Source organism: Xylophilus sp. PBN-3R, assembly GCF_057747805.1.
In genome coordinates this window covers 4568095-4586932 of sequence record NZ_CM173225.1, presented here as the reverse complement: position 1 = coordinate 4586932, position 18838 = coordinate 4568095, and the positions used below count along the sequence as shown (strand labels likewise).

Sequence of the window (18838 nt, the reverse complement as noted above, 5' to 3'; positions counted from 1 at the left end):
TTCAGGCGCTTTCGCGGGCAATGACACGAAAGCCCATGTCGGCGATGCGATGTTCCCCGCCCAGCGAACGATTCGCCACGCTGCCAAGGCGCCGCAGCAGCATCCGGCCGGCCTCGGCACCCATGTCGTGCGACCGCACCTGCACGGTGGTCAGGGAAGGCACCGTGGCGGCCGAAAGCGGCTGGTCTGAGAAACCGACCACCGCGATCTGCTGCGGCACGGCCCAGCCCTGGCGGCTGCATTCGAAAAGCACCGCAGCGGCGATGATGTCGTTGCTGCAGAAGATGCCGTCGACCTGGGGGTCACGTGCCATCAGCTCACGCAAGGCCTGCGCACCGCCCTCGAACGAGGTGGGCGGCCGGCCGGCCAGTGCGACCGCCGGTGCCAGGTCATGGCGCGCCAGCGCGGCGCTGAATCCGGCAAGGCGCTTGTCGGCACGCGGTTCGTCCGCACCGATATAGCCCGGGTGACGGCAACCACGCGCCAGCAGGTGTTCGGCCGCGGCCTCGCCGGTGCCGTGGTTGGAGAAGCCCACCGCCATGTCGAGCGGCTCGAGGCCCAGGTCCCAGGTTTCCACGACCGGAATGCCGGCAGCCTGCAGGCGATCCCGCACCGCGTCGGGCCGGTCGGCGCCAGTCAGCACCATGGCGTCGACACGGCGGCCGAGGAAGGTGTCCACCATGCGTTCTTCGGAACCGGGATCGTAGCCCGATTGCCCCAGCAGCAGCTGGTAGCCGGCCGCCGACAGCACTTCGGACAGTCCGTCGATGGTTTCGGCGAACCAGGCGTTGGACAGCGTCGGCACGATGCAGCCGACGATGCGCGACCGGCTCGACGCCAGCGTGCCGGCGTTGAGATTGGGCACGTAGCCCAGCCGCGCGATGGCTTCCTGCACGGCTGCGCGTGTGGTGGGGGCAACGCTTTGCGGATTGCTCAATACGCGGGACACCGTCACACGGGCCACACCCGCCATGCGGGCCACATCGGCCATGCGGACCGGACCGGCAGCTGAGCCGGGGAAATCAGGTGCTTTCACGGTGCACCACCTCGAAACCAATATCCACGACGGCCTCTGGCTGCCGCTGGCCGGCCAGGCGCGCCAGCAATAGCTGACCTGCCCTTTCGCCGATATTGCTGGCATGCACCTGGACGGTGGAGATACGCGGATGCCCCGCGCGAGCGATCGGCAGGTCGCCGAAACCCATCACCGCGATGCGGCCGGGTATGTCCCAACCCCGTCGCCGGCATTCGAAAAGAACGCCGGCTGCGAGGGTGTCGTTGTTGCAGAAGACCGCGTCTATCTCGGGTCGACGCGCCAGCAGGGCGGCCAGTCGGGGACCGGCGTCTTCGATCTCGGCCGGCGGCAGAATGAGTTCGGCCGGCACATCGGCCACGCCGCGCTCACGGGCGACGGAGCGCAGGCCTTCCAGGCGCTGGTACGAACGATCTTCGTCCGCGCCGATATAGGCGGGTGCACGGTAGCCGCGCTCGAAAAGATGTTCGCCGGCAGCACGGCCGGCGGCATGGTTGGAAAAGCCCACCAGCATGTCGATCGGCTGGCGCGCCATGTCCCAGGTTTCCACCACCGGGATGCCGCTGCGCTGAAGGCGTGCACGAAGGCCGGCGGCGTGGGTGACGCCGGTCAACACCACCGCATCGACACGCCGGCCGATGAAGGTGTCGACCAGCCGGGCTTCTTCCTCGATGCGGAAATGGGTCTGCCCCAGCAGTACCTGGTAGCCGCCGTCGCCCAGGATACGGGTCAGCGCCCCGATGGTGTCCGAAAACACCGAATCGGAGATGACCGGCACCAGGCAGCCCACGATGCGCGAGCGGCTCGACGCCAGGCTGCCCGCCGTCAGGTTGGGCAGGTAACCCAGTTGCGCCACCGCGGCCCGCACGGCCGCCAGCGTGGTCGGGGCCACCTGGTCAGGTGTATTGATGGCTCTAGACACCGTGACCAGCGATACCCCGGCGGCATGGGCCACATCGCTCATGCGCGCCGCCGCCCGGGGTCCTGCTGGCAGGCGGCGGCGGGTTGAATGGGCACTGGTGGTCACGGCAGAAGAAGAGCAAAAGGCTGGAAAAGCGGCAGGTTCGCGGAAATGGATACGCATCCATATCAAGATTGGATGCGTGGAAGCGGCAGGAGTATGCCGGGAGCATGGGGCTTTTTATTGCACCCGTAACTACGCTCATGGTATTGGAAGCGCTTCCATTCCAACTCTTCCACCAATTTTCCGGACTTTGTCGCCGCTCCCGGTTATCGCCGGCTTTTTCTGAAGGAGTGTGGAAGCGTTTTCATCTCACATGATCGCGTGACCAATCATGCTGGATTGATCTTCGGCGTTTGATGAACAGGAGGAAACAAGGGGCCGGCTCGGTGCGGATGCTGCATCCGGACGGAGCGGCCCAAGGGGATGCCCTGTGGATGGCCTGGGTGGCCACGGGCGACCGCCTGGAGATCGACTCGCGCCGATCAGGCGTCGAGGTCCAGTTCCAGGCCGGGCGCGGCCTCGAAGTCTGCCGAGTTGTAAAGCTTGTGCACCGCGCTCGGTGCGACGGCGTCGCTGACCACGGCCAGGCGCCACGGATGGCCGGCGCTGGCGGCCTCACGTTCGATGGGGCTCAGCTTGAAGCTGCGCACACCGCCGCCCAGTCCCTTCACCGACAGCTTGAGCAGGGTGTTGCCCTTTTTGTCGGAGACTTCCATGTCATAGCCGAAATGTTCGCTGGTGACCGCCTCGGCCTTGTAGCCGTAGCTGCCGAAGTACTTGAACAGGTAGGCCATGGCGGCTGCCTGCACTTCTTCGGACGGCACCTGCGCGCCACCGATGCCGGCCTGCGCGGTCGGCACGCCGCCGCGCTCGCGGGCGGCCTTCAGGTCGGCGTCGGTGGGCACCCAGCCGGCATTGTCGCCACGCACCAGGATCGCGTACTTCTCGTCGGCGTTCCACACCGTCACGCGCCAGGTCTCGTCGTCCGGCACGCGGGTCGAGATCTTGGCGTCCTTGTTGGACTCGACCTGCTGGATCTCCACCCGGTTGGCCTGCAGCGCGGCACGCACCGGCTGTTCTTCGTCGAGCGCGTATTTCAGCAGCTGCATGCGGTCCTTGGCCCGCTGGATCTGCTGGGGCGAACGTTCGATGCCGCCCAGGCGCTGGTGGGTGTCCAGGGATTCGAGGTGGAACCAGCGGCCGTCGGCCGCCACGGTGATGAGTTCGGCCCAGATGGTGACGATCACGTTGTCGCCGCTGGCCAGCCAGGCCGACGAAGCGGCCTGGGTTCGCGCGTCGTAGACACCCATCTTGGTGATCACTTCGACAGGCGTGTGTTTGACGCCCGAAAGGCGTTTTTCATTGATGACCGCCAGGACGGTGGGGTCGATTTCTTTTTCCATTCAGCTGAATTCGAGTACGTTTTGACAGGCCGAAGTATGCCGCCAGGTGTCGAACACCCCCATTCGGGAGACTAGAACGCCCGGTGGTAAATGTCCCGCGCGTCTTCCAGAAGCAGTTCGCGCGGGTTGTTCATCAGCAGCCGGGTCTGTTGCATGGCGTCGCTCGCCAGCCGGTCCAGGTCGGCCTCGGTAATGCCGTGGTCGCGCAGGCGCATCGGCAGCCGGGTGGCCGCGGCCAGACCATCGATGTGTTCGATGAAGGCCGTCGCCCGCGCCGTGGTGTCGCCGGTCAGGCCGGGCAGCAGCGCGTCGGCGAGGCTTGCGTAGTGCCCGGCCGCGTGGTCGAGGTTGAAACGCAGCACATGCGGCAGCACCAGCGCGTTGCTCAGGCCGTGCGGCAGGTGGAAATGCCCGCCCAGCGGATAGGCCAGTGCATGCACCGCCGCCACCGGCGCGTTGGCGAAGGCCTGGCCGGCCAGCATGGCACCCAGCAGCATGGCTTCGCGGGCTTCGATGTCGTGGCCGTTCTCGCAGACTCGCAACAGGTTGGCCGACAGCAGGCGCAGCGCCAGCACCGCGAGGTGGTCCGACAGCGGGTTCTTCAGGCGTTTGCTGGTGTAGGCCTCGATGGCGTGCACCATCGCGTCGATGCCGGTGGCCGCGCTGATGGCTGGCGGCAGGCCCAGTGTCAGCGTGGCGTCCAGCACCGCCATGTCGGCATACAGCTGGCGCGCCACGATGCCGCTCTTGGTGGTGGCGCCGGTGGTGACGATTGCGATGGGTGTCACCTCCGATCCGGTGCCGGCAGTGGTCGGCACCTGCACCAGAGGCAGGCGTTCGCCCAGCACCTGGTCGATGCCGTACATCTGCGCCAGCGGCTGGTGGCCGGCCAGCAGCACCGCCACCAGCTTGGCGACATCCATCGACGAACCACCACCCAGCCCCACCACCACCTGCGCACCGAAACCGCGGGCACGTTCAGTGACGGCCTCGACCACATGGTCGGGCGGATCGGCCAGCACATCGTCGATCACCAGCACCTGCCAGCCGGCTTCGGCGAGGCTGGCGAGCGAGGACGCCAGCAGGCCGCTGCGGTGCAGGAAGGCGTCGGTGATCACACACAGCCTGCCCACTGCATAACGGCTTGCGAGCAGCGGCCCGAGCCGGGCGGCTGCGCCGCTTTCCATGACGATGCGTGGGACGGTCTGGAAACTGAAGGGATTCATGGTGGCGGTGTCCGTATGGCAGTGGGTGCGTCTGCCGTTGTCAGGCGATACCGAAAGCCTCGCGCAGCGCGTCGCCGAAGCCGGCGGTGCCGTTGATCGACAGACTCAGCGAGAACCGGCCCGGGCCCGGCGTGCCGGACTCGCTGGTGATCTCGCCGGTGCGGCTGTCGTAGTGCAAGGATTGCGGGGTGCGGGTCTCGATGGCGCCGTCGAGCTGGAAGTCCCATTCGCCGCCGTCTTCGAGCGGTGCGCATGCGCCGGGAAAAGTCTCGTGCGCCCAGCCCAGCACGGTGGTCACCTCGGCATGGAGCCGGGCCAGCTGAGCCGCCGGGACGCTGGCCAGGGCGTCGAAGACCACCGAGCCGTCGGCGTCCTCGCTCATGTCGAAATCGAGAAAATGCAATTCCATCGCGCCGATGATGCCCGCAGGGCGGCGGCTTGTGAAACCGGCTAATCCCGCAGGGCAAGGATGCCGCTCAGCATCACCGCGCTGCCGATGTCGAGTTTCTCGAAGATGTTGCGCACATGCGTGCGCACCGTGTCCTGCGAGCGTTTCAGCGTCAGCGCCACCTCCTTCTGCGTCAGCCCGGTCACCAGCAGGCGCACCACCTTCAGTTCGCTACTGCTGAGGCTGTCGACCGCGTGGCGCGGCCGTGCCTTGAGGTAGAGCACGTCATGTTCCAGCGTGCGCCGCACCACGGTCTCGGGGCCGACGACGCGGTCGGTGTCGCGGCGCAGGCGCTCCATCAGCTGAGGCGACACGTGGTTGTCTTCGCCGCCCGGCCAGTCGGTCGCGACCAGCTGCAGGAACCGCACATCGGCGTGGTACAGCACCCCTCGCACATCGGCGATGGCCGCCGCCCACTGCGCCCTGGCGTCACCACCGCACAGGCGTTCCAGGTTGGCCTGCCGGTTCATGGCCAGCGCCTGCATCAGGTGCGGCGCCGCGGTTTCCATGACCTTCGTCTCTTCGGCGGTATAGACCTGCGCCGGGTCCCGCCGATAGAGCGAAACCCACTGGACCACCCGGGTCCGCAGGTCGAGTTCGCTGTTGATGAGCAGGTTGTCGTGGCCGAAGGCCTGCCGATAGGCCAGCAGAGGACGCAGATGTTCGCCGTGCAGGGACTCGTGGGCATTGAAGGCCTGGGTAACCCGCTCGTCCCGCGTGATGGCCCGGGCGACCACGTCGAGGTGCTTGACCTTTTCATAGGCCGCCACCATGCCTGCGGACACCTTGTGAAGGTGGATGCTGTGGAAGTCCACGCCCTGCTGCGGCGAACGCATGTGGGCCGTGCCCCAGCTGGCGGCATCGAAGGCGATGAACCGCTTGAGCTGTTCCAGGGCGGCGTCCTGGAACAACTGCACCGGCAAGGACTGCGCCAGTCGGTAGACCGTCAGTAGCAGCGTGCTGAAAGCGTCGAACTGGAAACTCATGAGCGGTGGTGGGGCGGGGAAGACCAACGGCAGAACTTGACGTCGACGGCGGACGGACGATCAGGTGCCGGCAGCGCCACCCGTTCCTTTCATGTGAGCCCTGACGGCCTGGAAGGAAAGATTGGAAGGAAGGAGTTCTATTGCCTCGTCGAACCGTTGGATCGCTTCGCTGCGCCGCCCGGTGTGATTGAACAAATGGCCGAGGTGTGCCAGGCAGCCGGCCTTTTCTGCGGCGGAAGCCGCCATGGCGATGGCTATCTCCGCATTCCGGATGGCCGAATCCATCTTGCCGGACTGTCCCTGGGCGCCACTCAGAAACTTGTGGATCTGCGCACCGGTTTCACCGCCCACGACGGCTTTTTCCAGCACCCGGGCACACCAGTCGTAACGCCGGCGCCGGAACAACACAAAACCGAGTTCACGCAGATGCACCGTATTGTTTTTGCGTGCCAGGCGCAGGTTCAGCGAAACCCGGCCGCTGTCGAATATCCCGACCATGAAATCCTTCAGCGCGCCGGCGCGGTGCAGCCAGAAAGTACTGGGATGACCCGAATACCGCACACGAATTTGATGGATACGGGAAAAGGGAAACCTCGAAACAATCATCGGAATATGCAAGGCATCCTCGTTCATCGGATCGAACACCAAGAAAATCTCGATTCGACCGGGGCCGCCCTGAATGCCGTATTGCCATCGAATCCTCGCGGCGTTCGATGCCCAGCGGCGATCAAAATCCTGGTCGATTCTGAATTGCGGTGAAATGGCCAGAATCCGTGAAAAGTCCAGGATGTCCGCAAACGCGAGTGCAGCATAAGCGCCCATCGAAGAGCCATAACCGTGAACGATCGTGTAGTGCGTCTTCAGGAAAAGCGCCAGTTTTTCGACTTCCTGCGGTGGCAGGCCCTGGTGCCAGTCGTCGCCATTCGACTCCACCGAGACCACGTCATAACCCGAATGCAACAGAAAATCCGCCCCGCTGGTTTTCCCGCCCAATACCCGCAAACCGAAAAAGGAAAAAATCACGACGCATGCTTTCGCGAAGCCGTTTCCGGATTTGAAAAAGGTAATGGAATTAGTCGTGGATTTGAACATTCGACCTCGGTTGGAAATCCGGATTCCTATAAACGGTTTTCAGGCGTGATTTGGCATCCACACCTGAACGTAACACGGCCTCTGGAAACCCCGGCGCCACCGGCCGTGATGCGTTTGACCCCACCGGATCCTGTCCTCACCCTTTAAGCCCTGTCCGGCGATTGCCGAAATGTGGTACCGGCACGGCGTGCATGCCGCATAGGAATACGCGACAGGCGCGACAGGCGCAGTAGTAGCAATGGCCTGCCAGAGTCCGCAATAGATCACACGAATGCATCCGGATACATGTCGCCTTTATCAAGCCTGCATCTTTTTTATTGCACCGAGGCGGGATGGACGGACTAATCGGGGCGGTGTTGGCAAACCGTATCCACCGGTAAGGTGATGTGGAGGTAATGCTGCCAACTCTTCACTCTCCATGCCCTCAAAATCCAAGCCCGGCACCGGGACCGTGTCTGCCAAGACTGCTGCCAAATCCACCGCCCGGCCTCCGGCGAAAGTCGTCGCCGGTGCGCCGTCTCCGCAGGCCGCCAAGCCCGCCCTGAAGATCGTCATCGAGAAAAGCGCAGCCAGGAAGGCCGTGCCCAAAACCGCGCCGCGCCAACGGACCACGGCCGTGGTCGGCAAGGCCCGGCCCGAGAAGTCCCTCCCCATCTACCAGATCTACTTCCTGTCGGAACAAAGGCCAGCGCTCGACGCCGCCTTCATTCCGCTGGACAACTCGGCCAACACCGATCCGCTGCACGAGTTCGCCGTCTTCGAACGCCTGGCCCGGGACGAAGGCCTGGGCCAGGCTCCGCTGTGGGGTGCGCTGTCGTGGCGGTTCGGCGTCAAGACCGGCTTGAGCGGCCACGCCCTGCGCCAGGCCATCGCCGCCCAGCCCGGCCACGATTTGTATTACTGCAATCCCTTTCCCGAACATGAGGCTCTGTTCATCAACAGCTGGCAGCAGGGCGTACCTTCGCATCCCAACTTCACCGCCTTGTGCACCGCCGTCTTCGAGGCGGGCGGCCTGCCGGTGGAAGAACTCGGCGCGTTGCATCCCTCGCCGCTTTTCTCCACCTGCAATTTTTTCGTCGGGAGTCCGGCCTTTTGGGGCCTGTACCTGCCCTGGGTGCGCGGGCTGCTCGACCGGGTGCGCGCCGGCGTGCCGGATTCGGTGCTGAAGGTGCTCGACTCCCCGCTAAGCGACCCCGACAACCACCACGCCGGCTCAACCTACTGGCCATTCATCGTCGAACGACTGCTGCCGCTGTTCCTGGCCCGTGAGGGCCGGGGACTGAAAACCCACAAGCTGGCCCTGCCGGCCGCCGAGGTCCGCCTCAACACCCATCTGCAGCGACTTCGCGAAATGAAGGACGTGGCCCACCGCACCCGATCGCGCTGGCTTTATGCCTGCTGGCTGAACTACCGGAACCTGTACCTCCTGCAGACCGCCGGCCCCGACTGGTGCAAACGTTACCTGCCGCTGATCAGCGCCGCCGAGCTGCATTTCCGCTGACTCCGTCGAATCCGCTGATGATTTTGAATGCCGACCGGACCCCCGTATGGCAGACACGTGGGAAGCAGGTGCTCGCCTCTCAAAACGAAAAGGTTGAATATTCAATGGAAATTTCCGTGCATATCGAAGGCATCAAATCGGCTGGCGACGTTTGCAAATCTTCCATCGTCATCCGGCCGCCGCTCACGGTGAGGACATCCAATGCCGAATCCTTTCTGCAGGGTTCGCCGGGTTTGAGGCTGAACGAATTCCAATTCGACTCGATAGAGATCCATGCGATCAAAAACTGCTTCATGCTGCCCACCGGCGCCATCATTACCCACGACGGCTGGGTGATCGCAGAAACCCTGGAGGGTTCGCTGGTCGACAACGGCATGAGCACCGACCGGCCACTGACGCTGCCCATCAACAACCATTTCAAGGAGCCGATCTACTGCACCTCGAAATTCGGCACCTTCAATTATTCGGTTTTTCTTCACGAAGTACTGCCCGCAATCTATGTCGCCGGGTTACGTCCCGATCTGTCCAGCGGATTCACCCTTGGTTACGCCGCCTTCGTGCCGCAGCAAAAGCAGGACAAGTTCAAGGAACTCTACGCACCTTTCTATCCGCCGGCCTGCGCTATGAATATCAGCGGCCGCACCAGTGTGTGCAGCGAGGCCTTGATTCTCTCTACCGGGGCGCGGCGCCACAACCTGCAGCGCATCAAACGTGTCATGCCACCGATGATGGCTGAATTCGCCCTGTCGCTCGATCCCAATATCCAGGATGCGCCGGAACGTATCTATGTGCTGCGCGAACGGAAATCGATCCGTGAACTCGAGAACCGGGAACGCATTATTCTGTGGGCACATGAAAACGGATTTGCATGTGTCGAACTGGCAGACCTGTCTTTTTCCGCGCAGGCTTCCTATTTTCGCAATGCGTCGGTCATTTTTGCCGAACACGGTGCGGGCCTGGCCAACCTGTGGCATTGCCGGAAGGGCGTGAAGATCTTCGAGATATTTCCGGACAAACTCTGGGGACGCTGGCTTTATCGCGCAATCGCCAATCTGTCCGGCTTTGAATATGCGGCAGACATGATTCCGACCGGCAAGGACTGGATCTGGAACAAGGACTCCGTTCTGCTGCCGAGCCAGACGCTCGACAAGGGCCTGAAGCATTTTTCGCTGTAACGACGGAAGATAAAAATCCATGCCCAAAACGATCACAGCCACATCGGAAGTCGCCGCTGTATTCGATGATCGTGGTGGCAACCATTTGCTGATCACCTTTGCCCCGCTGGACTTCCAGTGTGCTGCGGATGAGTTCTGGGGGCAGCAGTTCGCCGGTAAAGCCGGGTTTTCCGCCATCGGCTTCGTGCCCAGGCGCAATAACTGGTACCCGGCGGCCGATATGCATCGCCTCATGACCGATCTGGAAAAAATCCTGCAACGGTTTCGCTACAGAATTTCCTATGGCTCATCCATGGGTGCTTATGGCGCGCTCAAATACTCCAGGCGGCTCGGGGTCTCGACGGCCGTGACCTTCGGCGCGCAGACCTCCATCGACCCCGCAGATGGCATCGCCGATACCGCCTACACCCGGTATTTCCAGAATGCGCTGCATGAACGGATGTCCATCAAGTCGCAGGACGTGGCGGAAAACGCCCACCTGTTCTTCGATCCCCAGGTCGATTTCGACTTGCAGAATGCAGCCCGCATCATGGCTGCGGCACCTCATCTGAAAACCATCCCGCTGCCGTATGCAGGTCACGACTGCATCAAGATCGCGGCCGGCACCATCAGCATGGCGAGGCTGATCCTCGCCTGCCTGGACGGTGACTTGGCGAACGTCAAATCACTCGCACGCGGCATGCGGGCGAATTCGGGTGCAAGGCTGTCCGGCATCGCCCAGGCACTGGCGCCCAGACGGCCCGACTGCGCCCGAAGACTGGTCGACAACCGGGGCGACGCCATGGATGGAAAACAGGCGGGCCTCTGTCACGACACGCTGGCGAACGCGTATCTGCGCTTGAACGACCTGCCCAACGCTCTGGCGGCCGCCGCTGCGGCCTATCGTCTGCTGCCCGCACGTTCATCCGTTGTCCGGACCCAGGCGGTTTGCCTGGAAAAAGCCGGGCAACTCGAAGAAAGCGTGCAGTTCTACGAGCGATACAACCAATTGAACCCACACGATGGGCTGGTCCGGAACTCGCTGGCGCGCTGTTATCTGCGACTGGGCCGCCTGGCGCTTGCGCACGAAGCATCGGAGATCGCGCGGTCGCTCCAGCCCGAGCATCCGAGTGTCATCGCCTGCGCAGCCGCAATCAATGCGGCGATAGACAAGGCGAATGCGGACCGCACGGATGTCTAGACCATCACGATCTTGCCCGGCGCCGCGCTGCCCGCGTGGTGTTCGGCTGCAATCTCACGCCAGAAGTTTCTGCTGCGCGGCCCGGTCGGTTGCAGTGCAGCGTTGATGGCCTGGCTCTGCATTACATCTGCCGACCAGGGTTTGCCGTGAAGCGCCGCCATCAGCAGGCCGAGGGGCGCATCCTGGTCGTTGCTGATGTTGGGCAGGTAGCGCTCCGCATTGGAAGTCAGGATGTGCGTCGGCTGGAAGGCATCCGCCAGGTCGGGATGGAAATACAGTGTCCGCAGAAAAAACGTTTCCTTGAAGAACGGGGACAGCATCGGCAGGCAGTGCAATGCGAAGGAATCCCCGAATATCAGCAGCCGGTCATTGTTGGCAGACTCGAGGTTGAACTGTGCGGCGATCAGTCCATTGTTTCCGCCGATGTAATTCGAATAATGCAGCACCGCGCCATGCCGGTCGAACTGCACCCCGACCTCCGCTGATTCGGTCTGCGGCGGGTTCAACTTGCTGCCCAGGTCACCGGAAAAATCAGGAAAGATCTTCTTGAGGCCGGCGAGGCTCTCCCGGCGACGCTCCAGGGCCGCCGCATCCACGCCGAGTTGCTGCAGGATCAGACTGGCGAACGTCAGACGCCCGTCGAAATTCATATGGGTATCGGTTTTCAGGTAACCGAATGACGTCGCGCATTTCCGCAGGGCAGCCACTGGGAACAGAAATGGCGTTTTCACCTTTTCGCCAAAGGCTTCGCCTGCTATGCACCGGACCGGTACCGGGAAATGCTCACGCACCACCGAATGTTTGTCCGGCGCGACACAGTGGAGATACCTGGCTCCAGCCCGTTGCGCATAGGCGGCCCGCATTTCCAGGTTTCTTTCAAATCGTTCGAAGGCCTGTTGCGGAATCTCGGACGCACCGGTCAGAAAATCCAGCACGCGGTGATTCCCTCCGCCGAGATATAGAAACCCTCCGGTGCCCTGGATGACGAAGTTATTCAAATCCAATGTCATGGGTTTCCCTGTTGGGTGCATTTGGCATATCCATCGGCGCCGGCTTGAACCAGTACTTCGCCAGATGGTCGCTGGCGGCCACCTTGTGGATTGCCGGCTGGAAACTCTTCACCTCGACCATGACCAGCTTGTCGTCGCTCCAACGCAGAACCGCCACCGACAGGCACAAACCGGACGCCACCAGCGACAGCCGGCCGTCCCGACCCCGTCGGCGGGCGGCCATCCGCTGGACGGCATCCAGCACGACTTCGCCGGACACCTCGAAGCCGAACATCTTTCGACCGTCGCCCAGGTCGAAAGCCAGGTCGATGCGTTCCAGGTGCGGAACGACGCCGCCCACGTATTCGTCCTCGAAAAACAGATGGGCGTGGCAGATGTCGTGGCCGGCCCGGGCGGGACCCGGCGGCGCGGGATTGAAGATCCAGCCGCTGATGATCTGGGAGTTGAGTCCGTCGATCGCACCCGACGGAGTGAATGTCGCGATCGAAGTGGCTGCTGCGGTGAGCTCGCGACTCGCACCGCTCAAGTCGGTGACCTCCAGTGCAAAGCGCTCCGGCATCCGCGCCCCATCCTGCGGAATCAGGATATTGAAGCCCGCGACTCCGTTGGCGATACCGGCTTTCGCAAGATCGGGCCGGAGATTCAGGCCGAAGCCGCTGAATTTCTGCTCGAGCCAGGAAAACACCAAGGGGGTTTCCGCCTGCTTCTGGTCCGCCCTACACACCCAGCCTTCGATATTGATGAAGTCCTTGCCGATGCGCACTGCATCGATGCTTCCACGAAGATTATTTTCGGCCATGAGCCTGAACCTTTCATTCCACAAAGCGGAGTCAAGACTTTCTGAAAACCAGCATCGGCGACGGCGAATAAGCCACGGCCCGGCTGGTGTAGCGGACGTCTTCCTGGAGCAGCCATCCGTGGGCGGCCATGGCAGCCGCCAGCAACGCGCGGTGCGGCCGCCAGTCGTGGTCATCGCGCTCTCCCTGAAACAGCGCAACACCGTCGCCACGCAGAAGCCTGGCCAGTTCGAAGGCCACGATGCCGAAATGCTCCCGGTCCTCGCCCGTCAGGCGGACCAGCGCGAGGTGGAAACCGTTCGCGGCGTTCTTCAATCGCCGATGAGTCTGCAACTCGTCGACCAGCTTGGCTTTCGCCATTCGCGGTCCCTGGAATTGTTCTGCCCAGGTTTGTTCGATCCGCCCTTCCAGACCGATAGCCAATGCGGCCAGACGGCGATACATGAAGGGCGATTCGCTCAACCACCGGTACAAACCGCGGTCAGCCGGACCGCTGCGGCAGTCCGGGCATATCCCGTGACCATCGAACCCGGCTCCGAACCAGTTGCAGATATTGCAATGCTGCAGTTCCCCGCTGCGCACCCGGTCGAAGGTGGCCAGTTCGTCGAGCATGCAGGGATGGGCCACGATGATGGTTTCGTCGAAGCGCTGAGAGAGCGTCGGCCGGCTCTTGTTGAAGAGGGCCATGACCTGCGGAGTCTCGACCAGTTGCCAGCCACAGCTTTCCGCATAATACGAATATTCGACGTCGGTATAATCGTGCGGCACTTCGCTGGAAAACCCGCCAATTTTATCGATCATGGTGCGACGCATCGCAAATAATCCACCCTGTATGTGCCCAAAAATCCGTTCGCGATTTTCAGAGGCGAAATCCCGGTTGCGGAACTTGTCGAAAAGGCTGATGCCCTTCGGGTAATCCTGGCCGGTCAGGTAGGTCGGTGAGCGGCCTATGGTTCCCACCAGACCGCCTTGCGGATTCGCGTCCATGGCGTGGATGAACGGGATTTCCCAGCCGTTCGCAAAACTGAAACCTTCCTTGCCGCACACGTAGATCGCGATATCACCCCGGCCCTCGGCCAGCGCGGTGTTGGTTCCCGGGCCCACCATCGCGTTGCGGTTATTGTGGATGACCGTCACACGTTCTTCATTTTCCCAGAGCAGGTCCAGGTATTGCGCCACCGGCTCTTTTTCGCTCTGGTTATCGCAAATGATCAGGTGAAACGGCAGCGCGGTATTCTGCAGAATACGTTGCACCACGCCTTTCAATTCCGCCAGGTTGTTCCAGGCGACGACAAGAATATCGGTCGCCCGATTTTCCCAGACGCGTGTCAGCACGCGCACCGAACGTCTGGCATCGTGATTGCGAACGGCCCGTTCGGCGGCGGCATCGATCATGGCCCGAACCTGCACCGCCGGCATGGCATAAAAGCGGCGGATGGCTTGCGCCACACCGGCCGCCGTCGCTTCGCAGATCAATCCGGTCAGGCCGTCGACCACCAGTTCGGGAATGCCTGCGATATTGGTTGCCAGCACCGGCAGGCCCGCCGCCATGCTCTCCACGATGGATGTCGGAATGCCATCCATGTCGCCGTCCCCGGTGCGGATGCACGGGCAGACGAACAGATCGGCATGCCGCATCTGGTCAATGACTTCGGCCTGGCTGATCTGCCCGTTGATGCGCACATTCGTCAAACCGAGGCGCTGCACGATTGATCGATACTCCGCCTCGCAATCTCCATAACCGAAAATATCCAGCTCGATGTCCAGATCTTGCACCAGAGAAAAAGCCTCGATGAGCAGGGATAATCCTTTCTTTGGCACATAACGGTGTACCGCCAGCACCCTGCGAAAAACCCGATCCTCGCGGTCCACCAATCGTGCCGCAGCGAATTTCTCCGTCACCACCGCATTGGGATTGATCACCACCTTGTGCGCCGGGAAACCACGCTCGGCAACATAATCCCGGTGGAATTCAGACAGTGTGAACATTTTGCGGCACCAGCGGGATGCACCGATCTCCGCCAGGCGGTTCCGTTTTTCATTTTCGTACTTGAAGATATCCTGCGCATGCGCGATGAAAGTGAATGGTATTTCCGCCTTTTCACAGGCCGGCCAGACCATCTCGGTCACGGTAGGAAATACAAAATGCGCATGCACAACCGTCCGGCTGGTTTCACGCAGCCGCTGCGTCAGCATGGCCACCGAATCCACACGCTCGGAATGGATGGGAAAAGACAGCTTGAAATTCTTGTGCGGCGTCTGCCGGCAAAACACGATGACGTCATGTCCCTGCTGAACCAGGACCTCGAGTTCGTTCAATACGAAGGTTTCGGACGGCACCGGGAAATGCCAGCAGAAATAGGCGATGCGTGGTTTGTCCTCGACCGTCTTGATATTGGCCAGGCGCGCCGGCTTGACAACGGGGACATCGACGTTCGACGCTGCCGGCGCCACGATGCGGGCATAAGCGTCCTTCAACTGGCGCCGGTATGGCGTGAAGCCGTAGTTTTTCGCGACCACGCCCCGTGCCGCCTCGCCGAACTGGGCAATTGCATCCGGATCCCGGCACAAGAACTCGATGAATGGCAATGCGGCCGCCGGATTGCGATAAGGCACCAGGAAACCTGTTACGCCGTGCTGCACCAGTTCGGGCAATGCCCCCCATTCATAGGCCACAACCGGCCGGCCCGCCGCCATGGCTTCGAGCACGGTACGCCCGAAGGACTCTGCGAAATGCGAAAAATTGAGGACCACCTGCACCTGACGAATGGCGGCCAGCGGACTTGCTGCATATCCCGGAAAAACCAGGTTCGACGGCAGCGTTCCCGCCTGCTGCTGCGCCTGCAGATCTTCCACCGTCGCAGTTATCGGGCCGATCAGGTGGAATTCAGCCTCCGGGCAGGACTTCGCGCAGCAGATCGCCAACTCCACCACATCCTGCAAGCCCTTTTTGGGAATATTGCTGCTGATCAGGCCGAACCGCACCCGCCCCGGTTCCTGGAGATTGGGAATATCGTATTCGTCGACCGCAAGCGTATTCGGAATGGTGAAGGTGTGGTTCGGTTTATCAAAAATCCGGGCCGTGAGCTGGGAGTTTCCGATAATCCAGTCGGTGCGGCGCGTTACCGCCTGGATAATACCCGGCGCATCTTCGCCGATGAGATCGAGCAGCGCCTGGTCTTCGGTAATCAATTCCCGGACGTGGGTGACACTTTGGATCCTGGTCTTGCGGGCGGCCGCAACACATTCGCGCAGCATGATGGTATTGCAGTGAACCACGTCAATGCGCAGGCTTTTGATCAGGTCTTCAAACAGTGCCTGTGCGTCGGTGGAAGGGTTTTCTCCGCTGCGCCACCAGCCATATTCAAAAGTGGAAACGAATTGCACCATGGGCCGAATGGCATTGGTGTAATCGGGCACATTACGCGGCAGCACCACATAGACATTGGCGGGCAGGGAGGTCAGTCCGTCAACCATGTCGAGAAAACTGCGTTCACTACCGAACAGTTTTTCGCCCGCAGCATGGCCGACCAGCAGAATGTTGGGTATGCCCTGCACATACGCACGTTTGCCGGGATATTGTTTGTAGTTTCTCGCCTCGCCGCGCGCAGCGTCGACCAGGGGAATCGGTGGCGGCTGGCCGGCCGGTATGCGGCCTGCGTTTTTGGCGGCGGCGCGCTTGACGGACTTCTCGCGCCGAGGGGGTAAAAACTCGGTCGAGAGTTCCGGAATACCTTGGGTCAGGAAATGCTCGATGGCACTGTGGCCGACTGCAGGTGCCAGCCCGGGCATGAACGCTTCCCGGTAACGATCGCTGGGAAAATCCGCCCGCGGCCAATCATCGACCTTGCCTCCTTCCATGAGGAAATGATTCAAGGACCCGCGCAGCTCGCCCCGTTGCCGGTATTTGAGCGCATAAAAATTGGTATCGAAAAAGGGCGAGGGCGATACACCGGCGGCTTCGCCTTCCAGCAGAAAATCCACCAGCGGATCTTCAGCCTTGAAATCGATTTCGATCCGGTGTTGGAGATAAAAACCCACGTCGAATAGAGGGTGCGGGTCCAGCTGGTTGGCGATGCCGAATTCCAGATAATGGGCATACGGCTCGGATGCCACCACGCCTTTGGGCCACTGCGATTTGTAGAACACGGCATTGAACATCGGCGAAAACGCCTGCTCATGCTGCCAGCCCACCACCAGATAATGCAGCATGGCGAGTGCGGCGCCTGGAGCCTTCAGCCCGGCCTGCTCGGCATAATATGCAGTATCGAACAACGGATGCGGGCTGGGGGCGTTTTTCCTTGCCAGAAAATCAGAGAGCAGCGAAACCCTGGCAGCCGATTTTCGGGGTAATTGGCCGCGGTAATAATCGCTGAGAAACAAAGGGTGCGGATTACGGCTCGCGGTCGGGCCGGCCAGCAGGTAATGTGTCAGCGGCTCCTCACCGCGCTCCAGCAGATTCGGGCCTTGGCGCAAATAATAGCCGCAGGAGAACAGTGGCAAAGGATCGTGTCCGCTATGCCAGCCGTGCTCTAGGTAATGCCGCAGCGGATCGATGTGCGGGTCGGTCACCTCTGGCCATTGCGACAAATAATAGGCAGCGTCGAACAGCCCGCTGTCGCCGATGATTTTCGCCATGGCGTCGATGCTCATGGCCGGCGTGAATTTCTCTCTCGCCGTTTCGGCCGGCAATACCAATCGGGCTCGTTGTACGCTCGATTTGCGTGCATACCGCAAGGCCTCGACCGCCAAGGTGAGCCAGTCCTGAGCGGTGGACGCCTGCAACTCTGCCTCGACCGCGCGCTCCATCAGTTCCTGGTGGCGTTTTCGACCGGCTGCATTCGAATCACGCCCAGCTTCGATCAAATCGGCATAAATCTCGAACTGGCTGTTCAGCTTGGCCAGCGCCTCGTGCCAGCGGCGGCGCATATCCCATACATGGTCGATTCCGCTCTGCGTCGGATGCCGGAACAGGGAGGGATTTTCATGGATCAAACCCAATATGGGCGCCGAACGCGCCTGTTCCAGAGCCAGTTGGCTGGCCGCCATGGATATTTGCTCGATCAGCACTGCCCGTGATTCATGGTGGACCTTCAACTTTCCCACCAGCTGCTGAAAGGCGGCCGAGAGCTGCAGAATCGTATCCAACGCCGATTCGGCGCGGACAATGGCGGGTACGGGAACGTTCATGTCGCAACTCCGCGGGGGGTCACCGTCTGTTTCTCTGGTTCAGCGGGCACCAGCAGGAACTGCGCTCCGTCCACCGCCAGAATCTGTGGATTGAAAACATGCAACAAATCCGCCGGGGGAGTTTCTGCAGTCAGCGCCAGATGCTCCCGAACCAGTTTGAATCCGCCATGCTCGAATTCGCGCCGCAAATCCAGATGGGTGTATCGATTCAAGGAAGTGAATTGCGCCCATTCCCGTGCATTACGTTCTGTGGCATTTTCTGAAATGACCTGATCCTTGATATTCGAGAGGGTTTCACGAAGGTGGTACCAGGGCGTTTTGAGGAATTTCCGCAGGTGCGAACCATGTGGAGAATAGAACAGCGGCTCGCAATTGACAAAAAGGCAACCGCCCGGGGCAATTATTTCACGCAGTCGGCTGAGGACAACCGGCATTTCCTGCGGGGTAATATGCTCGAATACCGACCAGGCATAGACCAGGTCGAATCTCTTGCCAGCCAATGCATCCCAGACATGGCAGAAATCTACGTTGCCGGGTAGATCGGTCGCCATTTCCTTTTGAAACAATGCCTGGAGATTTTTCAAGCGAGGCGGCGTGATGTCATAACCTGTGACACTGGCTTGCGGGTGGCGCAACGCGAAGGAAACCGCCGGTACACCCTCGCCGCAACCAAAGTCCAGAATGGCCGCACGCTCGAGATTCACCTGTTTGCCCACCCAGGCCGAAACCCGTTTGTATTCAATGGTGGACCGGGCGCGAAAGCCGGCATCGGCCACGGCGATAAACCGGGACTCCAGATCCTGGTTCTGTGATGTGGTGATTTGCATGCGGCT

General features: G+C 61.6%; 14 protein-coding genes. 3 read left to right on the top strand and 11 right to left on the bottom strand.

Translation table 11 applies throughout. The features are described 5' to 3' along the window. Position 1: 1 nt before the first annotated feature. From AC3ANW_RS21745 to AC3ANW_RS21715, 7 genes are all read right to left on the bottom strand, one after another. Entirely contained in the window at positions 2-1036 is a 1035-nt protein-coding gene (locus AC3ANW_RS21745) for a LacI family DNA-binding transcriptional regulator (RefSeq protein WP_488342906.1), read from the bottom strand. Further along, complete coding sequence (locus AC3ANW_RS21740) at positions 1023-1997, bottom strand: LacI family DNA-binding transcriptional regulator (protein ID WP_488342905.1); 975 nt, start codon at positions 1995-1997, stop codon at positions 1023-1025. The genes AC3ANW_RS21745 and AC3ANW_RS21740 overlap by 14 nt, the downstream gene beginning before the upstream one ends. Before the next feature lie 482 nt (positions 1998-2479). Beyond that, positions 2480-3400: a protein NO VEIN domain-containing protein gene (locus AC3ANW_RS21735; RefSeq protein ID WP_488342904.1), complete on the bottom strand. Its 921-nt coding sequence runs from the start codon at positions 3398-3400 to the stop codon at positions 2480-2482. Between the two features lie 71 nt (positions 3401-3471). Next, positions 3472-4626 carry an iron-containing alcohol dehydrogenase gene (locus AC3ANW_RS21730; protein WP_488342903.1) on the bottom strand — a complete coding sequence of 385 codons (1155 nt, stop codon included), beginning with the start codon at positions 4624-4626 and terminating at the stop codon, positions 3472-3474. A 40-nt stretch (positions 4627-4666) separates the two neighbouring features. Next, on the bottom strand, positions 4667-5035 hold the full coding sequence (locus AC3ANW_RS21725) for a hypothetical protein (protein ID WP_488342902.1): 369 nt from the start codon (positions 5033-5035) through the stop codon (positions 4667-4669). A gap of 41 nt (positions 5036-5076) precedes the next feature. Further along, on the bottom strand, positions 5077-6060 hold the full coding sequence (locus AC3ANW_RS21720) for a helix-turn-helix transcriptional regulator (RefSeq protein ID WP_488342901.1): 984 nt from the start codon (positions 6058-6060) through the stop codon (positions 5077-5079). Positions 6061-6120: 60 nt separating this feature from the next. Next, positions 6121-7152, bottom strand: coding sequence for a hypothetical protein (locus tag AC3ANW_RS21715; RefSeq protein WP_488342900.1), 1032 nt, complete (start codon positions 7150-7152; stop codon positions 6121-6123). Between the two features lie 418 nt (positions 7153-7570). Between AC3ANW_RS21715 and AC3ANW_RS21710 the strand changes: the two genes are divergently transcribed. From AC3ANW_RS21710 to AC3ANW_RS21700, 3 genes are read left to right on the top strand one after another with little or no spacing between them, the layout of a single operon-like run. Beyond that, a complete protein-coding gene (locus AC3ANW_RS21710) occupies positions 7571-8653 on the top strand; it encodes a hypothetical protein (protein WP_488342899.1) in 1083 nt (360 codons plus the stop codon). Beyond that, positions 8602-9828, top strand: a complete 1227-nt coding sequence (locus AC3ANW_RS21705) for a glycosyltransferase family 61 protein (protein WP_488342898.1) — start codon at positions 8602-8604, stop codon at positions 9826-9828. Before AC3ANW_RS21710 ends, AC3ANW_RS21705 begins: the two co-directional genes overlap by 52 nt. 19 nt (positions 9829-9847) lie before the next feature. Next, positions 9848-11008, top strand: a complete 1161-nt coding sequence (locus tag AC3ANW_RS21700; RefSeq protein ID WP_488342897.1) for a hypothetical protein — start codon at positions 9848-9850, stop codon at positions 11006-11008. Here the strand turns inward: AC3ANW_RS21700 and AC3ANW_RS21695 are convergent. From AC3ANW_RS21695 to AC3ANW_RS21680, 4 genes are all read right to left on the bottom strand, one after another. After that, positions 11005-12018: an alginate O-acetyltransferase AlgX-related protein gene (locus AC3ANW_RS21695; RefSeq protein WP_488342896.1), complete on the bottom strand. Its 1014-nt coding sequence runs from the start codon at positions 12016-12018 to the stop codon at positions 11005-11007. The genes AC3ANW_RS21700 and AC3ANW_RS21695 overlap by 4 nt on opposite strands. Further along, positions 11999-12781 carry a hypothetical protein gene (locus AC3ANW_RS21690; protein ID WP_488342895.1) on the bottom strand — a complete coding sequence of 261 codons (783 nt, stop codon included), beginning with the start codon at positions 12779-12781 and terminating at the stop codon, positions 11999-12001. The genes AC3ANW_RS21695 and AC3ANW_RS21690 overlap by 20 nt, the downstream gene beginning before the upstream one ends. A gap of 67 nt (positions 12782-12848) precedes the next feature. Then, positions 12849-18005, bottom strand: a complete 5157-nt coding sequence (locus tag AC3ANW_RS21685) for a glycosyltransferase (RefSeq protein ID WP_488342894.1) — start codon at positions 18003-18005, stop codon at positions 12849-12851. Then, on the bottom strand, positions 18002-18832 hold the full coding sequence (locus tag AC3ANW_RS21680; RefSeq protein ID WP_488342893.1) for a class I SAM-dependent methyltransferase: 831 nt from the start codon (positions 18830-18832) through the stop codon (positions 18002-18004). Before AC3ANW_RS21680 ends, AC3ANW_RS21685 begins: the two co-directional genes overlap by 4 nt. Between the last annotated feature and the right edge of the window lie 6 nt (positions 18833-18838).

Coding starts and splice junctions, on each gene's coding strand:
- AC3ANW_RS21740 (WP_488342905.1), bottom strand. CDS start 1,997: ATGAGCGATGTGGCCCATGCCGCCGGGGTATCGCTGGTCACGGTGTCT.
- AC3ANW_RS21735 (WP_488342904.1), bottom strand. CDS start 3,400: ATGGAAAAAGAAATCGACCCCACCGTCCTGGCGGTCATCAATGAAAAA.
- AC3ANW_RS21730 (WP_488342903.1), bottom strand. CDS start 4,626: ATGAATCCCTTCAGTTTCCAGACCGTCCCACGCATCGTCATGGAAAGC.
- AC3ANW_RS21725 (WP_488342902.1), bottom strand. CDS start 5,035: ATGGAATTGCATTTTCTCGATTTCGACATGAGCGAGGACGCCGACGGC.
- AC3ANW_RS21720 (WP_488342901.1), bottom strand. CDS start 6,060: ATGAGTTTCCAGTTCGACGCTTTCAGCACGCTGCTACTGACGGTCTAC.
- AC3ANW_RS21715 (WP_488342900.1), bottom strand. CDS start 7,152: ATGTTCAAATCCACGACTAATTCCATTACCTTTTTCAAATCCGGAAAC.
- AC3ANW_RS21710 (WP_488342899.1), top strand. CDS start 7,571: ATGCCCTCAAAATCCAAGCCCGGCACCGGGACCGTGTCTGCCAAGACT.
- AC3ANW_RS21700 (WP_488342897.1), top strand. CDS start 9,848: ATGCCCAAAACGATCACAGCCACATCGGAAGTCGCCGCTGTATTCGAT.
- AC3ANW_RS21695 (WP_488342896.1), bottom strand. CDS start 12,018: ATGACATTGGATTTGAATAACTTCGTCATCCAGGGCACCGGAGGGTTT.
- AC3ANW_RS21685 (WP_488342894.1), bottom strand. CDS start 18,005: ATGAACGTTCCCGTACCCGCCATTGTCCGCGCCGAATCGGCGTTGGAT.
- AC3ANW_RS21680 (WP_488342893.1), bottom strand. CDS start 18,832: ATGCAAATCACCACATCACAGAACCAGGATCTGGAGTCCCGGTTTATC.